This window comes from Pseudomonas laurentiana, assembly GCF_014648275.1.
Lineage (GTDB): Bacteria > Pseudomonadota > Gammaproteobacteria > Pseudomonadales > Pseudomonadaceae > Aquipseudomonas > Aquipseudomonas laurentiana.
Genome location: NZ_BMQU01000011.1, coordinates 150,856 through 169,498 on the forward strand (window position 1 = coordinate 150,856; position 18,643 = coordinate 169,498).

Sequence of the window (18,643 nt, forward strand, 5' to 3'; positions counted from 1 at the left end):
ATTCCATGGCCTACACCCAGAAGCACCTCGACGCCGTCGAGGCGGCGATCGCACGCGGTGAAAAAACCGTGCGCTACGCCGATCGTACCGTGGAGTACCGCTCGGTTGACGAGTTGCTCCAGGCCCGCGACGTCATTCGTACCAGCCTGTCCAATGCCGCTGGGCCACGCCCCCGCGTGGTTCGGCTCTATCACGGAGGCAAGGGCTTGTGACGACACGTTATCCCACGCTGACCCGCTCCGGGTTCCTCCTGCCTGAGCGTCTCAAGGCCAGTTATGAAGGCGCCGCCGATGGGCGGCGTTCTGCAAGCTGGGATGCGCCCGATCTGGGCGTCAACAGCCTGATCATGCCGGCCTTGCGCAACCTGCGCTCACGCTCTCGGGCAGCGGTTCGTAATGACCCGTACGCGGCCAACGCGATTGATCGCCGCGTCAGTAACCTGATCGGTACCGGTATCACGCCTCAGCCTCGGCTGACGGATAAGGTGCTGCGTACGCTGCTGCAGGAGGTTTGGGAAGACTGGGTCGACGAGTCCGATGCCGACCAGTTGACCGACTTCTATGGCCAGCAAGCCTTGGTGGCACGCACTGTCGAGCAGTCGGGTGAGTGTTTCATTCGTCTGCGGCCACGTCGGCAAGAGGACGGTCTTGCGGTACCGCTGCAACTGCAGTGTCTGGCCCCTGAGTTTGTGCCGCACGATAAGTTCGAGGTCACCAGCAACGGCAACGTTATCCGCGCCGGGATCGAGTTCAACGGGTTCGGACAGCGAGTGGCGTACTGGGTATATCGCTCGCACCCCAGTGACCTGGCCTCGCTCAACGCGGGGCATAACCTGTTGGTGCGTATCCCGGCCAGCCAGATGCTGCACATCTTTGAGCCCGTCGAGCCCGGCCAGTTGCGCGGCGTGCCCCGACTGGCGCCGGTGCTCAAGCGTCTGCGTAGCCTGGACAACTACGACGACGCAGTGCTGTTCCGCCAAGAGGTGGCCAACCTGTTTGCCGGCTTCATTCGCAAGCCTTCTGCCGATGGCGCGCCGATGTTGGACCCGGTCACGGGGGCTCCGATTAAGACAGGCGCTGATGGGTTCACGCCTATGGTGGCGTTGGAGCCCGGCACCATGCAGGAGCTGCTGCCCGGGGAAGAGGTCGAGTTTTCCTCACCACCGGATGGTGGCAACAACTATCCCGACTTCATGCGGCAGCAACTGATGGCTGCGGCAGCCGGGGCAGGGTTGCCTTATGAACTGATGACCGGCGATATGCGCGAGGTCAACGACCGGGCTATTCGCGTAGTGCTCAACGAGTTTCGTCGCCGGTTGGAGCAACTGCAGTTCAGTGTGTATGTGCATCAATTGTGCCGCCCTGTTCGGGCAGCCTGGCTCGACATGGCCGTGCTGTCCGGCGCGCTGCCACTGGATGACTACGCGCAGCGGCGGCGCGAGTACTTGCGCACGCGCTGGGTGCCACAGGGCTGGGCCTACATCCATCCCGTTCAGGACGTGCAGTCGCGGACGATGGAAATCAACGCCGGCTTGGCCTCTCGCAGCGAGATGTGCCTGCGATCCGGTACCGATGCCGAGATCGTGGACGAAGAAAACGCCGCCGATGCGGCGCGTGCCCATGCCTTGGGCCTGAACTACAGCACCTTGTCGGCGTTCGATGAGGATCCCGACGAGAAGGAGAAACCATGAAACCGCTGATGCCGTTTCGCATTTTCAACAAGGCCAAGACCGCCTTGCCGGTCGAAGATCAACACTGGTACCGGATCAAGGCGGAAACCCAGGCTGATCAAACGACTATCGAGATCTACATCTACGGTGAGATCGGTGGCTGGGGCATCACGGCTAACCAGTTCATTCAGGATCTCAAGGCTCTGGACGACGGTGTATCTCCCGTGGTCGTTGCGTTCAACACCATCGGAGGCGATCTGTTCGATGGCCTGGCCATCCATAATGCGCTGAGCCGTTTGGGCGAACGTTGCACGGCACGCATTGACGCGCTGGCTGCCAGTGCTGGCAGCGTAGCGGCGTGCGGGGCACACCGTATGGTCATGGCCTCCAACGCCATGTTGATGATCCACAACCCCTGGACCTATACGGCAGGCGATGCCGAGGACCTGCGCAAGGTCGCGGATGTGCTCGATCAGACCTTGGAGGCCATCATTGCGGCCTATAAGGCGAAGTCACCTGACATCGACGATGCCGAGCTGCGGCGCATGGTCAACGCTGAGACCTGGCTGACGGCGCAGGAATCGCTGGCCTTGGGGCTGGCCGATGAGATCGGTAACGGTGTCGAGGTCAAAGCCTGCCTTGGACAGGGCGCCGCTATACAGCGCTACCGACAGACGCCCAAGGCGTTGCTCGACCAGCTCAACGCTGTGGTGCCGGAGCCAGATCCCACAGACCCACCGGCTCAACCGGATCCCAAAGATCCGCCGAGCCCGGACGTGGCCAACTCGGCCAAGCTTGCCCTGATGATCACTCAGGCCTGTGCCAAGGCCGGCATCAGCAACCTGGTGGAGCCATTGATTGCCTCGACCAAGCTGGCCGACGAAGCCACGGTTCAGGCCGCAATCACCCAGGCCAAGAGCGTGCGTGACCTGTGTGTCGCGGCACGATTGCCTGAGTTGGCAGTCGAGTTCGTCAAAGCTGGCTTGGACAAGCAAGCCGTGCAGGCACGGTTGTTCGACAAACTGGTCAGCGGCGGTAAGGGTTTCGAGATCGACAACAGCCTGCCACCGGCCGATGACGAGCCTGAGAAGGTCAAGGCTCAGCTACCCAATCCCAGTTCGATCTGGTCTGCCCGTCGGCAGGCAACGGCTGGTAAATCCAACCCCAGCAAAGGAGCACGTCCATGAGCAACATCAAACAAGAGCCGGTACACGCCGGGGAGTTCCTGCTGAGCGAAGGCGCCGGGAAGATCTCCCGCGAGGCCATCAACGTCGTAGCGGGGCCTGCAGTGATGGCCGGTCAAGTCCTCGGCATGGTCGCTGCCACGGGAGAGTTCGCGCCTTACAACCCGGCTGCTGAGGATGGCAGCGAGAATGCCGCCTGCATCCTGTTTGCCTCGCTGGGTGAGTCCGATGTGACGCGGCGCGGTCGTGCAGTGGTGCGCTTGGCCGAGGTGAGCGAGGTCTTGCTGACAGGCCTGGACCCGGATGCCGAGAAAGCCCTGGCCGCCAACTTCATCATCGTTCGCTGACGCGCTCGAAACCTTTTTCTAGACCCCGCCCTGAGCGGGGTTTCTTCTTTCTGGAGTACCCCATGGCTGATATCGCCATTTTTGAAGACGACGCCTTTGGTGTCGCTGCGTTGACCGCTGCCATCAATGAGCAGGAGTTTGTCCCTGGTCGCCTGGCCAGCCTCGGCTTGTTCGAAGAGGAGGGCGTGACCACCCTGACTGTGCAGATCGAGAAGGACGGTGACAAGCTGGCCCTGGTACCGGCTGGTGAGCGCGGCACCTCTGGCTTGGTGGTTGGCGGGAGTAAGCGCATTTTGCTGCCATTCAATACCGTCCACCTGCCCGAGCGCTTTACCATCAAGGCAGATGAGATTCAGGGTATTCGCGCTTTCGGTACCCAGACCGAGTTGCAGGCGGTTCAGGATGTGGTCAACAAGCGGCTCGACAAGGCGCGTCGCCAGTTGGATGCCACCCACGAATTTCATCGGATGGGCGCGCTGAACGGCAAAGTGCTCGATGCTGACGGTAGCACGGTGTTGCTGGACATCTACGATCGCTTTGGTGTCCAGCGTCAGACCTTGCCGATGGGGCTGAATGTCCCCGATACCAACGTGCAGGTGCAGTGCGTAGAAGCGCTGGACATGCAGGAAGACGCGCTGGGCAACGTCACCACAACCTCGTCGCGTGCTTTCTGCGGCAAGACCTTCTGGAAGAAACTGATCGCCCATCCTTCTGTCGTTGATACCTACAAAGGCAGCCAGCAGGCAGCAGCGCTGCGCGGTGATGCTCGCGAAGCGTTCGAGTTCGGCGGTATCACCTGGGAGCGCTATCGCGGCAAGGTCGCTGGTATTGCGTTCATTCCTGACGACGAGGCCCGCCTGGTGCCCGAGGGCGTTCCTGAGATGTTCCTCTCGGCCTATGCACCGGCTGACTACATGGAGACAGTCAACACCCAGGGTCTGCCGTACTACAGCAAGCTCGAACCATTGCCGTTCGGCAAGGGTATTGCCGGTGAGGCTCAGTCCAACCCGTTGCACATCTGCACCCGTCCACGCGCAGTTATTCGCCTGACGCTCTGATCATGGGCTTTCGCGACCTGATCGACAGTGTCGATGGCGCGGTGTTTGAAGCGCTTGGCGATACCGCCTACATCGAGGGGCGTGCGGTGCTGGGTATGTTCTCGGCACCTTGGCTGCAACCGAAGTTTGGCGGCATCAACACTGCCTTGCGTGAGCCGCACCTGGTGATTCGTGTTTCAGACTCAGCCGGTGTCCAGGTACGGCAGCAGGTCCGCGTTGAACTGCCTGCCCATGATGGCGGTGGCGAATACACCTTGACCCGCCTTGAGCCCGGTGGCGATGGGCTGGTCGCTCTAATTCTGAGGATCAACCCATGAGCGTTGGCAGCTATTACAAGCAGTCAGCCAGCCAGGGCATGATCACCCTGCAGGCTAATCCGGAACACCTCAAGACGTTCCAAGATTTCTCGGTTCTTGCCCCCAAGGCGATTGCTGCAGCCCAACGGCGAGCGATCAACAAGACCCTGCGCTGGCTGCGTACGCACATTGCGCGGGCCGTCAGCCAGAAGGAACGGATTGTGGTCACCGCTGTGCGGCAGCGTTTGCGTGCATACCCAATGAGTGGCAAGGGTCAGGGCAAGCTGTGGTTCGGGATCAACCCCATCGAGGCCAGTCGTACCGGCCGTCCCAGGCAGTCCCGCGCTGGGGTTTCGGTAGCGGGGCGCAGCTATAAAGGGGCGTTCTACAAGAAGGTCTATGGCGGTCAGGCTGACATCTGGATCCGTACGGCCAGCAAACACTTCAGGGCCAGCGACTACCCCGACAGCGATGTGTCGATGGTGGACGGGGTTAGCACGGGTTGGATCTCTGAAGGCGGCAATGACAGTCGATTCCCTCTGGCCAAGGCCAAAGTCTCGTTGGAGGACGTGCGCCCCCAGTTTGAATCGTGGACCAATCGCGCTCACAACCGGCTGTTAGAGGTCATGCAGCAGGAGCTGAACTATGAGCTTCAGAAATACCTCGGAGGGATAAAGCGTGTCTGATGAGCCGTTTAGTTTGGAGGCCCTGTATGGCGCTATTGAACAGCATATTAGCGATGCCATCGCGGGGCTGGCCTATGTAGGGACCATGCCGGACATGCTCCAGCGTGTGGCTGTTCCAGCAGTGGTGCTGGAGTTGACCGAGCTGGAGCCTGGTGAGGATCAGGGCACGGGTGAAGCCGCACTGATCGCTCGTTTCGAGGCCCGGGTGATTGTCGGGTCTGACCGTGAGCAGTGCCACCAGCAGGCTGCCTTCGCGGCCTCGCAACTCGCTGTGTTATTGCGCATGCAGACTTGGGGCCTGGAAGTCGGGCATGCCGAGTTCGTTCGTGCGACTCAAGACTGGACCCGCCCGGAGCTGGATAGCTACGCCGTATGGGTTGTCGAGTGGACTCAGCCGATCTGGCTCGGCCAAGAGGACTGGCCGTGGCCTGATCAGCCGCCTGGTTCGCTGGTGATTGGCTTCAGTCCTGATACCGGTCCTGGCAGTGAAGGCAACTATCAGTCGCCGGAGCAGATGGAATGAGCTACGCAGGCGCAGCCCATGACCGCATGATCGCGGGCCTGATCATTCCGTGCAGTGTGGTCGGTGTTGATCTGGCTGCGGCAATGGTGCGGGTTTCTGATGGTGCTGGCTGGACCAGTGCCTGGGTGCGTTGGCACAGCCAGGCTGCTGGCAAAGCCCGCCATTGGCGAGCCCCAAGTATGGGCGAGCAGGGAGCCTTGATCAGTCCCAGCGGCGAACCCGCGCAGGGCACCTTCGTGCCGGGGCTTTACGGCAACGCCGGTCCCCCGCCGGACAACCGCGACCACGTCGAGGTGTGGCGCTTCGATGATGGCGGTTCGCTGGTCTACGACTGGCAAGCCAAGAGTTACACCATCAGTGTGCCCAGCGGCACCGTGGCCATCAAGGTCGGTGGCAGCAGTGCGGTTGTTACGGATAACGCGATTGATGCTGCAGCCGCCAACATCACGTTGACCGGTGCCGTGCAGATCAACGGATCGTTACGGGTAACGGGCGACATCAACGGCGACGGAAAGATCATCGACGCCGGTGGCAACACCGCAAACCATAAGCACTAGATCAACCCAAGCCCGCCAAGTGCGGGCTTTTTCTTACCTGGAGAAATCATGGCAAAACCAGATGAAGATTCAGCGCCGGTTGAGCGGCTGCCTGCTCCGGCGGGCGTACCGAAGCCAGGCAGTACCGGCCTGTTCCGTGACACGGTCTACACCTCCCGAGTGCTGATCCTGCCGGACGGTCGCCAGTTGGCGGTCGCCCGTGGCCGGGTATCGGTACAGCCTGACGACGCCGTCGCCCTCGAATACCTCGGCAAGCACCCAGACCTGAAGCCGCTGCAGGAGTAATCCCATGATAGGAGTGGACCGACGCACAGGCCAACCGCTGTCTGGCCTCGAGCATCTGCGGCAGTCCATCGAAGACATTCTTAGCACGCCGCTCGGCAGTCGGCGCATGCGCCCGGAGTACGGCAGCAAGCTACGGCGCTTTGTCGACCTGCCGGTAAACGACGGTTGGAAAAGCGCGGTACAGGCTGAGGTGGCGCGGGCGCTGGGGCGCTGGGAGCCGCGCCTGAAGTTGGAACGCGTTCGGGTGATTGCAGTAGTGGGCGGCAAGATCACGTTCCAGCTGACTGGGCAGTACCTGGGCGACAGTGCAATTTTGGAGGTGACGGCATGAGTACCGTGGATTTGTCGGCGCTGCCCGCGCCCCAGGTGCTGGAAGACCTCAACTTTGAAGAGGTCTATCAGGAGGACCTTTCGACGTTTCGGTTGCACATGGGTGATAACTGGAGCGCGGCGCTGGAAAGCGATCCGGTAACCAAGCTGCTTGAGGTCGGGTCTTACCGGAAACTGGGCAACCGGGCACGGGTCAACGATGCCGCCAAGGCGCTGATGCTGGCTCATGCCAAACGAGGCGACCTTGATCAGTTGGCCGCCAACGTTGGACTCAAGCGGCTGGTGGTACAGGCCGAGGATCTGACGGCTGTCCCACCGGTTGCCGAAGTCCTGGAGGAAGACGACGCCCTGCGCGAGCGGATACAGCTGGTGTACGAAGGCCTGACCACGGCTGGGCCCCGCAACAGCTACATCCTGCACGCGCGCAATGCCTCGGGCCTGGTGGCCGACGCTTCGGCTGAGAGCCCTTCACCGGCGACGGTGGTGGTTACGGTGCTTGGCTTGCTCGGTGATGGCGTGGCCGACGACGAGCTGCTGGACGTTGTACGCGACGGCCTGAGTGACGAAGACGTAAGGCCGCTGGGTGATCGGGTGATTGTGCAGTCTGCCGAGATCCTGCCGTATCGCATTGATGCTGTGGTTTACATGGCCGGTACCGGCTCGGAGAACGAGGCCATTCTTGCCGAGTGCAAGAAGCGCCTGAATGCGTGGATCAATCCGCGGCGCCGGTTGGGCGTTGAAGTGTCGCGCTCGGCCATTGATGCGCAATTGCACATCAATGGCGTGGAGAGAGTCGAGTTGACGGGCTGGGCGGATATGAAACCCACCAAAGCCCAAGCGGCCTGGTGTACGGGCATTGATGTTGTGCGGGGGCGGTAAAAATGAAAAGCCTTCTTCCGCCCAACAGCACATCACTGGAGCGGGCGATTGAGTCCGCTGCCTATGAAAGCCCCGAGATACCACTACGGACGCTGTACAACCCAGACACCTGCCCAGCGCATTTGCTGCATCAGCTTGCATGGGCGTGGTCTGTCGACCGCTGGGACGAAACATGGTCTGAGGCGGTCAAGCGCTCCGTCTGCCGCTCGGCGTTCTATGTGCATTCCCGAAAGGGCACCATCGGCGCGATTCGCCGTGTGGTCGAGCCTTTGGGCTACCTGCTCAAGGTCACCGAGTGGTGGCAGACCGAACCCATGGACGAGCCCGGCACCTTTGCCTTGGATGTGGGCGTACTTGATACCGGCATCAGCGAGGAAATGTACGCCGAGCTGACTGCGCTGATCGATGACGCAAAGCCAGTCAGTCGGCACATGAAGGGACTGAACATCAGTCTCGAAACGCCCGTGAACAGCTATGTCGGTATCGCGGTGTATGACGGCGATCAGATCGACGTGTACCCCTGGGAAAACCCTGATATCGACGTGCAGGTGCAGGGCTTCCAAGGTGTGAATGACTACACCCTCGACGAACAGGATGTATACCTGAATGGTTAATCAAAACTCGATCTTTGGCGGCATGCTGACTACGGCTGGCGCGGCCAAGAAAACCAACTGCGACGCGCTCGGGGTGCCGTGGGAGCCAAGCCATATGTTGATCGGTGATGCCAATGGCGCTGATCCGGTACCGAACCCTGGGCAGACCAAACTGATCAATCAGGTCTACCGCGCACCGTTGAATCATCTGTATGTGTCACCGACCGATCCGAATGTGCTGGTGGCCGAGCTGGTGCTGCCGCCCAACGTCGGTGGCTGGTGGATTCGTGAGCTGGCCCTGGAGGACGTGGATGGCGTGTTCTCGGCAGTGGCCAACTGCGCACCGAGCTACAAGCCGCTGCTGGTGCAAGGCTCTGGCCGCAACCAAGTGGTGCGGATGCACATCGCCACCAGTGGCACCGCCAACATTCAACTCAAGATCGACCCCAGCGTGGTGCTGGCGACGCGAGAGTTTGTTACTGAAGAGCTGGCCAAGCAGGACTTCAAACACTCGGTGTTGGCGGCAACCACTGGGCCAATCGTACTTAGCGGTCTGCAGACCATTGATACTGTGGTGCTGCCAGCGGGTGCTGCGGTGCTGGTAAAGGATCAGGTCGCAGCCAAGGACAATGGCCTCTATGTGGTAGCGGCTGGTGCCTGGGCGCGTCGAGCGGATGCGGACACCAGCGCGAAGGTCACGCCGGGGCTGCTGGTTCATGTCGAGAAGGGGGCGGTTAACGGTGACGCGGGATGGCAGTTGGTCACTGATGGGCCGATTAACCTGGGCGTCTCAGCACTGGCCTTTGAAATGGCCTTTGGGCGCACGGGTGTTGCGGCTGGTACCTATCGCAGTGTGACCGTGGATAAGTGCGGTCGTGTGGTAGGTGCGACCAACCCGAACACCGTTGAGGGTTACGGTCTGACCGACGTTTACACCATGACCCAAATTGACCAGGCCTTGGCCCTCAAGGCGCCGTTGGCCAGCCCTGATTTTTCCGGTATTCCAAAGGCACCGACCGCTGCACCTGGAACCAACACCCTGCAGCTGGCTAGCACTGCATTTGTGCAAGCAGCACTAGCGGCACTGGTCGCGTCTTCGCCGGCGGCTCTGGATACGCTGAGCGAACTGGCAAACGCCTTGGGTAATGACCCAAATTTTGCAACCACGATACTCAATGCGCTGGCATTGAAAGCGCCGCTGGCCAGCCCGGCGCTGACCGGTACCCCAACAGGGCCGACCGCAGCACCTGGAACGAACACTCTTCAGTTGGCAACAACGGCGTTTGTGGCTGCACTTGGTGCGTTAAAAGCCAACTTGGCTAGCCCAGCGTTGACGGGTACTCCAACTGCACCTACTGCTGCGCCAGGTACAAACACCCTTCAGCTGGCGACAACAGCTTTTGTCCAGGCTGCTGTGGCGGCACTGGTAAGTTCGTCACCTGCTGCATTAGACACACTTAACGAGCTGGCAGCAGCGCTGGGCAACGATCCGAACTTTGCTACCACAATGACCAACATCTTGGCAGGCAAGGCGGCCATCGTGGATGTGGTGCGCAACAAGACCGATGGCACTGTGGATGTGGGAGTGGACTGGAACACGATCGTTTCTGCCGGACGACACCCGAAGCTTGCGCCGGGCGACTCCCCGAGCGGCCCTGGCGCGGCTGGCTCCTATTTTTATCCAGAGGTGATGTATCACGCCGGCCAGGCATTCACGCAACTGGCATATCCGTATGCGACGTCTTTTGAGGGCGCGGACTCAATCTACTTCCGCTCCCGTTACAACACGACGTGGCACCCATGGCGTGCGCTGCAGCACTCCGGTCACTATGCATCGAAGACCGAGGCGGAGGAAGGTACCGCGAGCAAGCGCCTTATGAGTCCGCTGGCGGTTTCCCAGGCGATTGCCAGCCATGCCCCGCCGGGTTTCATCAGCGGCCTGTCGCTGGCCGTCAACGCGACCACGCCGAATACGGATATCGATGTTGAGGTGGGCAGGGCGCGGGATTCGACCGACACCGTCGATCTGATCCTGGCTGCCGGTTTGACCAAGCGCTTTCAGGCGGCGGGCGCTTGGTCTGCTGGCGCGGGCGGCAATGCGCTGTTCCCCGGTGCCAAGGTGGCGAACACCTTCTATCACTTCTTCCTGATCCGTAAGGACAGTGACGGCAGCGTCGACGTCGGGTTCGACACGTCTCTGGTCGCGGCCAACAGACCGGCGGGCTACAGCAAGTTCGTGCGCCTGAAGGGACGGGCGGTCAAGACCGATTCCGCAGGCAATATCATCCCATTCATCAATATCGGCAACACCACGGAATGGAAGGCGCTGCAGCGTGACATGCAGTTGACGAACGCTACACCGGGTAGCACCACGGTGGCCGTCAGCGTGCCGCCGGGCATTCGGGCTCGGGCTCGCACGTATGCCTCGATTGCCGGCGAGACAGCGGTGATCTTCGTCCGCTCTCCCGAGTCGAGCGCGGCAGTTTTGGCGGGGCCCCAAGGGTCAACCTATGCGGGGGGTATCGGCCTGAACAACGACGGCATTGCCGGCGAAAACCTCGCGGGTTACTGCGAAGTGCTCACCAACCAAAGCGCCCAGGTGGTCGTACAGGCATACGCCTATCCGGGCTATCAAGTGATACTTGCCAGCCTACACACCGTTGGCTGGACGGAGGTATGACCGATGTCTTATGTACAACGCGACGAGAACGGGCGGATCTTCGGCTTGTATGCCAACCGGCAGGAGGGATTTGCCGAGGAGTGGCTGGACGCTGATGATCCCGAGCTGATCGCCTTTGGCGGTGAGCAACTGGCCGTCACCGAGCGGGCCTGGCGCGACACTGCGCTGGCGGCAGTCGTCTGGCTGCGTGACCGGCACCGTGACCAGCAGGATCTCGGGGGTAGTACCACGCTCACGGCTGAGCAGTTCCAGGAGCTGCTGCTTTACATGCAGGCGCTCCGTGACTGGCCCCAGTCAGAGCAGTTTCCCGAAGCCGAGCACCGCCCCGTGGCGCCGCCCTGGATCGCCGAGCAGCACCCATAACGCCCCGCACTGTCGGGGCGTTTTTATTCCTGGCTTCAACCCTTACAGCCCTGCATTGCGGGGCTTTTTCGTATCTGGAGTACATCCATGAGTGGATTCTTTCACGGCGTTACCGTAACGAACGTGGACACCGGGGCGCGCACCATCGCGCAGCCGTCGTCCTCGATCATCGGTCTGGTCGACACTTTCACCGAGGCTCCGGCCTTCAGCGCTAAGGTCAATGACCTGATGCTGATCACCAGCGAGCGCGAAGCCATCGCGGCGTTCGGCCCCGACTCGGCCATCACCAAGGCCTGCCAGGCCATCTACACCCGCGCCAAGGCGGTGATCGTCGCCTGTGGCGTGGCCAAGCTGGAAGACCCCGCGCAGCAAACCTCGGCGATCATCGGCGGTGTCAAACTCGACGGCACCCGTACCGGCCTGCAGGCGTTGCTGGACGGTAAAAGCCGTTTCAACGCGCAACCGCGCTTGCTGGTTACCCCCAAACACAGTTCGACCCTGGCGGTCGGTACCGCGCTGGTCGCGCTGGCTGACAAGCTGCGCGGCCTGGCCATCCTCGACGGCCCGAACACTACCGATGAAGCGGCGATGGAATACGCCGAGAGCTTCGGCGCGAAGCGTGCCTATCTGGTCGACCCCGGTGTGCAGTACTGGGATACCACGGAAAGCGCAACGGTCAACGCGCCGGCTTCGGCCTGGGTGGCTGGCCTGTTCGCCTGGACCGATGCCGAGTACGGTTTTTGGGCTTCGCCATCGAACAAGGAATTTGTCGGTATCACCGGCACCACGCGCCCGGTCGAGTTTCTGGACGGCGACGAAACCTGCCGGGCCAACCTGCTCAACAACGCGAATATCACCACCATCATTCGGGATGACGGCTACCGCCTGTGGGGCAACCGCACCCTGTCCAGTGATCCGAAATGGGCGTTCGTCACCCGCGTGCGGACGATGGACATCGTTATGGACGCGATCCTCTACGGCCACAAGTGGGCGGTCGACCGCTCGATCACCGCGACCTACGTCAAGGACGTGACAGAAGGCCTGCAGAACTTCATGCGCGACCTGAAGAACCAAGGCGCGATCATCAATTTCGAGGTCTTCGCGGACACCGAGCTGAACACCGCCAGTCAGCTGGAGCAGGGCAAGGTGTTCTGGAACATCCGTTTCACCGACGTGCCGCCTGCCGAAAACCCAACCTTCCGGGTCGAGGTCACCAATCAATGGCTGACCGAAGTCCTCGATGCTGCCGCTTAAGGAGCGCACCCAATGGCAATGATTCCTCAAACCCTGGCGAACATGAACCTGTTCGCCGACGGCATCAGCTTCAATGGCGATGTGCCCAGCCTGACCCTGCCCAAACTGACCCTCAAGACCGAGGAACACCGTGCCGGTGGCATGGATATGGGGATCGAGCTTGACCAGGGCATGGAGAAGATGGAGGCCGGGTTTGTCACCACGGGCGTTCGGCGTGAGTCGCTGAAGTTCTTCGGCCTGGCAGATGCCACGGCGTTCAACGGCACGTTCCGGGGGGCCTTCAAAGGCCAAAAGGGCGCGATCACCCCGGTCGTGGTCACCCTGCGCGGCATGCTGAAAGAGGTCGATATGGGCGACTGGAAGGCCGGCGACAAGGCCGAGATTAAACACAACGTGGCGGTCACCTACTACAAGCTGGAGATCGAAGGCCGCGTGATGTACGAAATCGACCCGCTTGGCATGAAGCGCGTTATCAATGGCGTCGACCAGCTCGCCGCTCAACGTTCGGCCCTTGGCCTGTAACCCTCTCTATCTGACATAAGGAAAACACGCCATGAGCAAGAAAGTCCCCGTTCCAAGCTGGCTGAACATCACCGAGGACGGCGTCATTGTGACGCTCCGAAAACCAATCGTGATCGATGGTGTCACAGTCGACAAATTGACCATGCGCGAGCCTACCGTGCGCGATATTCGTGCAGCCAGTGCGATGGCGAACGGAGATGACGAGGTGCGCGAGCTGAACCTGCTTTCATCGCTGACTCAAGTCGGACAGAGCGCTCTGGATTCTATCGGCCTCCGTAACTATAAGCGTCTGCAGGAAGGCTATTTTCGTGTGGTCGAAGACGACGAACTTTGACCCGATCGTGCAAAAGATGGTGGCAAAGCGGCTCGCCAAGGAGCTGAACTTTTCCGCCGCCGAACTCATGACCATGTCGTTTTCCGACATGGTCTGGTGGCTCACGGATTGAGCCTGCTTTCGCACGCATAGGGGTTTCCGATGGCGAACAAGCTGGCGTTAGGGCTGGTGATCGGCGGCGCCGTCAGTGCGACGGTGGGCGCCGCCTTCAGCACGGTCGAAGGCCGTATCAAAAAACTGGAGCAGCAGGGCAACAACGCCAAGGTGTTGAAGAACACCATCGGCGAAACCATGCGCTTGCGTGATGAGTGGAAGAAAGCGCATGACAGCGGTGCAGCCTCGGCCAGTGGCCTGCTGCGCAAGCTGGAGTCCAATCTGGATAGCCTGCGCAAGCAGGGCGTGGAAGTCGGGCGACTGGCGAAGGAATACCAAGCCCTTGGCCGGGTAGCCAAGGGCGTTGATCTGCAGATGAAAGGTCATCAGCAGATCGAGCAGGGCAAGGCCAGCCTCAAGTCGGGGATCGGCCAGGCCGTGGCTGGTGTCGGTGCAGTGGCGGTACCGACCACGATCAGCGCGGGCTATCAGGCGATCATCCGCGACATTGCGATCAAAGCCGACGTGGCCAACAAGCCACAAGAACAGGAAATGACCCGCGCCATTATCCAGACCTCGCAGGATACGGGGATGGGGCGCAACGACGTTGCCGACCTGGTGAACCAACTGGTCGGCGCCGGTATGGAGCTGGACAAGGCGCTGGCCTATGCGCCGGTGGCGGCGAAGTTCGCTATAGGCCAGGGGGCAAGCGGCGTCGACACGGCCAACATGATTCAGGCGCTGCAGCAGAACGCCAAGATCAGCGACCCCAAGGTCATGGAGAAAGCCCTGGAGGGCATTGCGCTGCAGGGCCAGGCCGGTAGCTTTGAAGCTGCCGACATGGCCAAGTGGTTTCCGCAACTGCTCGCCGGTATGGATAAGCTGGGTATCAGTGGCCCTGATTCGGTTGCCCAGCTTGGCGCCATGCTGCAGGTGCAGATGAAGACGGCCGGCAGTTCGGATGAAGCGGCCAACAACCTGAAAAACTGGATGGAGAAAATCGGTTCCGGGGATGTGGTAAAGGCCTACAAGGACGCCGGCATTGACTACAACGCGTCGCTGAACACCGGCATACAGGATGGCATGTCGACGCTGGAGTCGAGCTTTGCCCTGGCGCAACGCTACGTCGAGGCGACCAACCCCGAGCAGGCCAAGAAGATGGCCGAGGCGACGGCCAAAATCAGTAAGGAGACTGATCCGGCCAAAGCACAGGCCATGCTCGACTCATTGGAAAAGGCTCTGCGTACTGGCGATATCTTCGCTGACATGCAGGTCAAGGCGGCGCTGACCGCCTACGCCGCCAACCGGGGCTTGTACGAGAAGCTGAAAACCGACGCCAAAGACGCCACTGGCATTCTCGACAAGAACCTGGCCGAGCGCCGGGAAACCTCGGCGCAGATGTGGAAGGAGATGGGGCATGCGGTGGATGACAGCATGCGTGCCATTGGCGATGCCATACGCCCAGCAACGGACATGGCGGCCCAAGGCCTGACGTGGGTGGCCCGTTCGCTGACCCGCGTTACTGAATCGGCCTCGCCGCTGGTGTTGGGGGTTACTGCACTCGGCGCCGGTTTCATCGCCCTGAAAAACGCGATGGCCGTGCTCAAGATCGGCAAGGGCATGCTCAACGTCGCCCGTGGCTCGATGATGGGCGACCCCAAGGTCGTGCAGCGGGTGTTCGTCACCAACGCCCCAGCGGCGGGCGGTGGCAGCAGCGGTGCGGGCGACCTTGGCGACGCAGACGGCAAGCGTGACAAGCGCAGCAAGGGCGGCAAGGGGCGCTCAGGCGGTGGTCTGAGCATCGGCAGTGTGGTCAAGGGCGCAGGGGTTGTCGCGGTCGTTGATGCCGGCATGAAGGCCGTCGACACCTACCAGAACGCCGAAACCCGAGACGAGAAAGCCGAGGGTTACGGCGAGGCTGCAGGCGGTTTGGCAGGCACTCTGGCGGGTGCTGCTGCCGGTGCTGCGGTAGGCTCACTGGTGCCGGTTATCGGTACCGCCGTGGGCGGTGTTGTCGGCGGTATCCTGGGCTCCATGGGTGGGACGGACCTCGGCGGCTGGTTGGGTAAAAAGCTGTTCGGGGGCGAGGATGATCCGGCTGCTGAGGCACCTGCTGCAGCACCGATCTCGCTGCTCAAGCCGGTTCAGGTTGGTCCAGCCGTGCCAAGCCTTGGTGCGACGGCGCAAGCCTTTGCCCCGAAGGCCGGGCCGATTGCCGCCCATGCGGTCGGGCCCGTGGCACAACCCGTCGTTGCCTCAACGCCGGTGTCCTATGACCCGCGCGACCCTGGCTCAAAAGATCCGTTCCTGCTTCCCACGCTGAACAACAAGGTCAGGTTTCCGGGCGCCGCTCCGGTACGGCCTGAATCGCGGCCACCGACGCCAAACATGGGGGATGTGGTGCGGTCGATGGCGGTGACCAAGCCTGCCGCCGAGGCGGTACCGGCGATCCTCAAGGCACCGGAGGCGAGCAAGCCCGAGCCGAAGCCTGAGCCGCCCAAGATCGACCAGCAGTTCACGTTCTCCCCGGCGCTGTCTGTTACGGTTCAGGGCGATGTGAAAGACCCGGCGCAATTGGCTCGTGACCTATCGCCGCACCTGCAGCGCCTGTTCGATGACTTCAGTCGCCAGGCTGCAGCCCGTCAAATGTTTGATGCCCCGCATGTGGGCTAAGGAGGTGTTATGGCCTATGCCGAGCAGATGCAGTCGGCGCTCAAGTCCCTGGTGGCAGCAGGTGAAGCAGGGCGCCGCAATATGGACGACATGCTTGGGCCCATGAACGGTGCCATCAGCGACATGACTGGCGCGGCCTCGGAGCTGGAGAACGTGCCTTTTGTAGGGCCAGCACTGGGCGAGAAATTGCAGCGGACCATGCGCGGCATCAACGCCGCGCAAGCCAAGGTCGGTCAGGTGGTGGCCACCTACTCGCGGGCTACGACCGCCATGTCGCAGATTCAGGAGCGCATGGGGGCTATGAAGGAGCAGGCAGCCCGAGCAGGCGCGGCGATCAACCGCATCGCCGGCAAGGTCAGTCCGTCCCTGGCCAACATCCTGCCGACTGGCAGCTTTGCCACCGAGCTGACCCCGGCCGCTGAGGCGGTGAAGCCGTTCCCGCACCTGCTGATCATTCAGCCGCTCAAGCCCGAGGCGCAGCCGTACTACTTCAACCTGGACACGGCAGCCTTTGATGAACTGCGCCGACAGACCGCGTTCCGCTGGGCGGGTCAGGAGCGCCTGACGCGCAGCATTGCCCAGCAGGCGGTGGGGCAGGGCGAGGACAAGCTGAGCCTCAAGGGTGCGATCTATCCGCTGTTCAAGGGCGGGATCAGGCAATTGGACACGCTGCGCAGCATTGGCCGGCAACTGCAGCCGCTGACCCTGACCACGGGTTACGGCGAGGTGCTGGGTAACTGGTGCCTGCTCAGTGTCGCCGAAGACCAGAGCGCACTGCTCGCGGGTGGCATCCCGCGTAAACAAGGGTTCTCCCTGGAGTTTGTAGCCTATGGCGACGATATGCAGAACGTCTGAAGGGGATCTGCTCGACACCCTGTGCCAGAACTATTACGGGCACCTCAACGGCTCCGTCGAGGCGGTGCTCGATGCCAACCAAGGGCTGGCGGATGAGCCCCAACCGTTTCGGGCCGGGGTGCTGATCCGCCTGCCTGAGCTGCAGGCGGTGACCGAGGCAGTCATTCAGCTGTGGGATTAGCCACGGCGTTACGCGTAACGGAGCCCCGCCCAGTGCGGGGTTTTTCATTTCTGGAGCCTGAACAATGCAACCTGTTTTCCGCATCGTCGCAGACAGCAAGGATATCACCGCGCTGATCAACGACCGGCTGTTGCTGCTGCGCACCTCGGACAAGCCCGGCATGGAGTCGGACGAGTTTGAGCTGCGCATTGATGACCGCGACGGCGCGGTGGCGCTGCCCAAACGCGGCGCGAACATTGAGGTTTACATGGGCTATGCCGGTCAGTCGCTTGCGCGCCTGGGGCGTTACACCGTCGATGAGGTCGAGGTTTCAGGCCCGCCTGACAGCATTGTCATACGCGGCAAGGCCGGTGACATGCGCGGCAGTGGCAAGACCACGCGCAGCGGCAGTTGGGAAGGTGTGCCGCTGCAGCAGATCGTGCGGGACATTGCAGCGCGCAATGGCTGGCAGCCGGTGTGCTCAGTGCAAACCAAAGTCCCCCGCGTCGACCAGCTCAATGAGTCGGACTTTAACTTTATCACCCGACTGGCCAGGCAATATGACTGCACGGCCAAGGTCGCTGACGGCAAGTTGATGGTGATGCCCCGCCAGGGCGGTCAGAGCGCGAGCGGCAAGACGCTGGGTGTCGTCGTGATCAAGCGCAGCGACGTCAGCCGTTGGCAATTCCGCTTCAGCGACAAGACCACGCACAAGGCCGTGCAGACCAAGCATCAGGACAAGAAAACCGGAAAGCTGCAGGTGGTCGACCTGGGCAACGATGAATCGCCTGACGGCCTGCCGCCCGTGCATACCGACCGGCATATCTACCCGAACAAGTCTGCCGCCGAACAGGCCGCCAAGGCGCGCCTGGCCGCATTCAGCCGCAGTACTGCAGGTGTGCGCCTAGAGATGGCGGGGCGTGTCGATCTGTTCGCTGAGCGGATGATCAACGCCCAGGAGTTCAAGCCCGGACTGGATGGTGAGTACCTGGTCGATTCGGTCGAGCAGGTGTTTACCCAGTCCGGCTGGTCCACCACCGTCGAATGCAACGGCGGTAAACAGGGCAAGGCCAAGGCGAAGGGCGGGAAGAAAAAGAAAGCGACCAAGCCGCTCAAGGTTGTGCAGCTCTAACCCCTATCGGCCGCAGCGCGGCCATCATTGGAGAACACCGTATGCCTATCACTGCGCAGCAACTGCTGCAGATCCTCCCCAACGCCGGCGCAAAAGCCGGCGTTTTTGTTGTGCGCCAGGCATGGCGCGTTGCGCGTTAGCGCAACCCGTTTGGCTGTGGTGGCTGAATG

The 18,643-nt window shown here is 61.6% G+C and carries 22 protein-coding genes and 1 pseudogene; all 23 read left to right on the forward strand.

From position 1 onward, the window contains the following. Nucleotides 1-5: 5 nt before the first annotated feature. Nucleotides 6-212, forward strand: coding sequence for a phage head-tail joining protein (locus IE038_RS13590; protein ID WP_163931478.1), 207 nt, complete (start codon nucleotides 6-8; stop codon nucleotides 210-212). Beyond that, on the forward strand, nucleotides 209-1,690 hold the full coding sequence (locus IE038_RS13595) for a phage portal protein (protein WP_163931475.1): 1,482 nt from the start codon (nucleotides 209-211) through the stop codon (nucleotides 1,688-1,690). The genes IE038_RS13590 and IE038_RS13595 overlap by 4 nt, the downstream gene beginning before the upstream one ends. After that, on the forward strand, nucleotides 1,687-2,856 hold the full coding sequence (locus tag IE038_RS13600; RefSeq protein WP_189395771.1) for a head maturation protease, ClpP-related: 1,170 nt from the start codon (nucleotides 1,687-1,689) through the stop codon (nucleotides 2,854-2,856). Before IE038_RS13595 ends, IE038_RS13600 begins: the two co-directional genes overlap by 4 nt. Beyond that, nucleotides 2,853-3,200 carry a head decoration protein gene (locus tag IE038_RS13605; RefSeq protein WP_099774338.1) on the forward strand — a complete coding sequence of 116 codons (348 nt, stop codon included), beginning with the start codon at nucleotides 2,853-2,855 and terminating at the stop codon, nucleotides 3,198-3,200. Before IE038_RS13600 ends, IE038_RS13605 begins: the two co-directional genes overlap by 4 nt. A 62-nt stretch (nucleotides 3,201-3,262) precedes the next feature. Next, on the forward strand, nucleotides 3,263-4,258 hold the full coding sequence (locus tag IE038_RS13610; RefSeq protein ID WP_189395772.1) for a major capsid protein: 996 nt from the start codon (nucleotides 3,263-3,265) through the stop codon (nucleotides 4,256-4,258). 2 nt (nucleotides 4,259-4,260) lie between these two features. Continuing rightward, the gene (locus IE038_RS13615) at nucleotides 4,261-4,575 is read left to right on the forward strand and encodes a head-tail joining protein (protein ID WP_163931473.1); all 315 of its coding nucleotides are present in this window, start codon (nucleotides 4,261-4,263) and stop codon (nucleotides 4,573-4,575) included. Continuing rightward, entirely contained in the window at nucleotides 4,572-5,240 is a 669-nt protein-coding gene (locus tag IE038_RS13620) for a hypothetical protein (RefSeq protein WP_163931470.1), read from the forward strand. The genes IE038_RS13615 and IE038_RS13620 overlap by 4 nt, the downstream gene beginning before the upstream one ends. Further along, complete coding sequence (locus IE038_RS13625; protein WP_163931467.1) at nucleotides 5,233-5,763, forward strand: hypothetical protein; 531 nt, start codon at nucleotides 5,233-5,235, stop codon at nucleotides 5,761-5,763. Before IE038_RS13620 ends, IE038_RS13625 begins: the two co-directional genes overlap by 8 nt. Next, nucleotides 5,760-6,320 (forward strand): phage baseplate assembly protein V, encoded by a 561-nt coding sequence (locus tag IE038_RS13630; protein ID WP_189395773.1) that lies wholly within the window; start codon nucleotides 5,760-5,762, stop codon nucleotides 6,318-6,320. The genes IE038_RS13625 and IE038_RS13630 overlap by 4 nt, the downstream gene beginning before the upstream one ends. A gap of 48 nt (nucleotides 6,321-6,368) precedes the next feature. Next, nucleotides 6,369-6,605 carry a hypothetical protein gene (locus IE038_RS13635; RefSeq protein ID WP_163938717.1) on the forward strand — a complete coding sequence of 79 codons (237 nt, stop codon included), beginning with the start codon at nucleotides 6,369-6,371 and terminating at the stop codon, nucleotides 6,603-6,605. Between the two features lie 4 nt (nucleotides 6,606-6,609). Further along, nucleotides 6,610-6,936: a GPW/gp25 family protein gene (locus tag IE038_RS13640; RefSeq protein ID WP_163938725.1), complete on the forward strand. Its 327-nt coding sequence runs from the start codon at nucleotides 6,610-6,612 to the stop codon at nucleotides 6,934-6,936. Further along, nucleotides 6,933-7,814 (forward strand): baseplate assembly protein, encoded by an 882-nt coding sequence (locus IE038_RS13645; protein ID WP_163938727.1) that lies wholly within the window; start codon nucleotides 6,933-6,935, stop codon nucleotides 7,812-7,814. The genes IE038_RS13640 and IE038_RS13645 overlap by 4 nt, the downstream gene beginning before the upstream one ends. 2 nt (nucleotides 7,815-7,816) lie before the next feature. Continuing rightward, complete coding sequence (locus tag IE038_RS13650) at nucleotides 7,817-8,428, forward strand: phage tail protein I (protein ID WP_163938730.1); 612 nt, start codon at nucleotides 7,817-7,819, stop codon at nucleotides 8,426-8,428. Beyond that, nucleotides 8,421-11,087 carry a phage tail-collar fiber domain-containing protein gene (locus tag IE038_RS13655; RefSeq protein ID WP_189395774.1) on the forward strand — a complete coding sequence of 889 codons (2,667 nt, stop codon included), beginning with the start codon at nucleotides 8,421-8,423 and terminating at the stop codon, nucleotides 11,085-11,087. The genes IE038_RS13650 and IE038_RS13655 overlap by 8 nt, the downstream gene beginning before the upstream one ends. A gap of 3 nt (nucleotides 11,088-11,090) precedes the next feature. Further along, nucleotides 11,091-11,450, forward strand: coding sequence for a phage tail assembly chaperone (locus IE038_RS13660; protein ID WP_163938736.1), 360 nt, complete (start codon nucleotides 11,091-11,093; stop codon nucleotides 11,448-11,450). A gap of 87 nt (nucleotides 11,451-11,537) precedes the next feature. Beyond that, entirely contained in the window at nucleotides 11,538-12,704 is a 1,167-nt protein-coding gene (locus tag IE038_RS13665; RefSeq protein ID WP_163938739.1) for a phage tail sheath subtilisin-like domain-containing protein, read from the forward strand. A gap of 12 nt (nucleotides 12,705-12,716) precedes the next feature. Next, complete coding sequence (locus IE038_RS13670) at nucleotides 12,717-13,226, forward strand: phage major tail tube protein (protein ID WP_163938742.1); 510 nt, start codon at nucleotides 12,717-12,719, stop codon at nucleotides 13,224-13,226. 31 nt (nucleotides 13,227-13,257) lie between these two features. Further along, nucleotides 13,258-13,560, forward strand: a complete 303-nt coding sequence (locus IE038_RS13675) for a phage tail assembly protein (protein WP_163938745.1) — start codon at nucleotides 13,258-13,260, stop codon at nucleotides 13,558-13,560. A gap of 141 nt (nucleotides 13,561-13,701) precedes the next feature. Continuing rightward, entirely contained in the window at nucleotides 13,702-16,326 is a 2,625-nt protein-coding gene (locus IE038_RS13680) for a phage tail tape measure protein (RefSeq protein WP_189395775.1), read from the forward strand. A gap of 9 nt (nucleotides 16,327-16,335) precedes the next feature. After that, entirely contained in the window at nucleotides 16,336-17,181 is an 846-nt protein-coding gene (locus IE038_RS13685; RefSeq protein WP_163938747.1) for a phage tail protein, read from the forward strand. After that, nucleotides 17,156-17,362 (forward strand): tail protein X, encoded by a 207-nt coding sequence (locus IE038_RS13690; protein ID WP_163938750.1) that lies wholly within the window; start codon nucleotides 17,156-17,158, stop codon nucleotides 17,360-17,362. Before IE038_RS13685 ends, IE038_RS13690 begins: the two co-directional genes overlap by 26 nt. Nucleotides 17,363-17,426: 64 nt before the next feature. Then, a complete protein-coding gene (locus tag IE038_RS13695) occupies nucleotides 17,427-18,473 on the forward strand; it encodes a phage late control D family protein (RefSeq protein ID WP_163938753.1) in 1,047 nt (348 codons plus the stop codon). A 41-nt stretch (nucleotides 18,474-18,514) separates the two neighbouring features. Further along, nucleotides 18,515-18,580: pseudogene (locus IE038_RS13700) on the forward strand (glycoside hydrolase family 19 protein); the annotation flags it as partial. Nucleotides 18,581-18,643 lie beyond the last annotated feature (63 nt).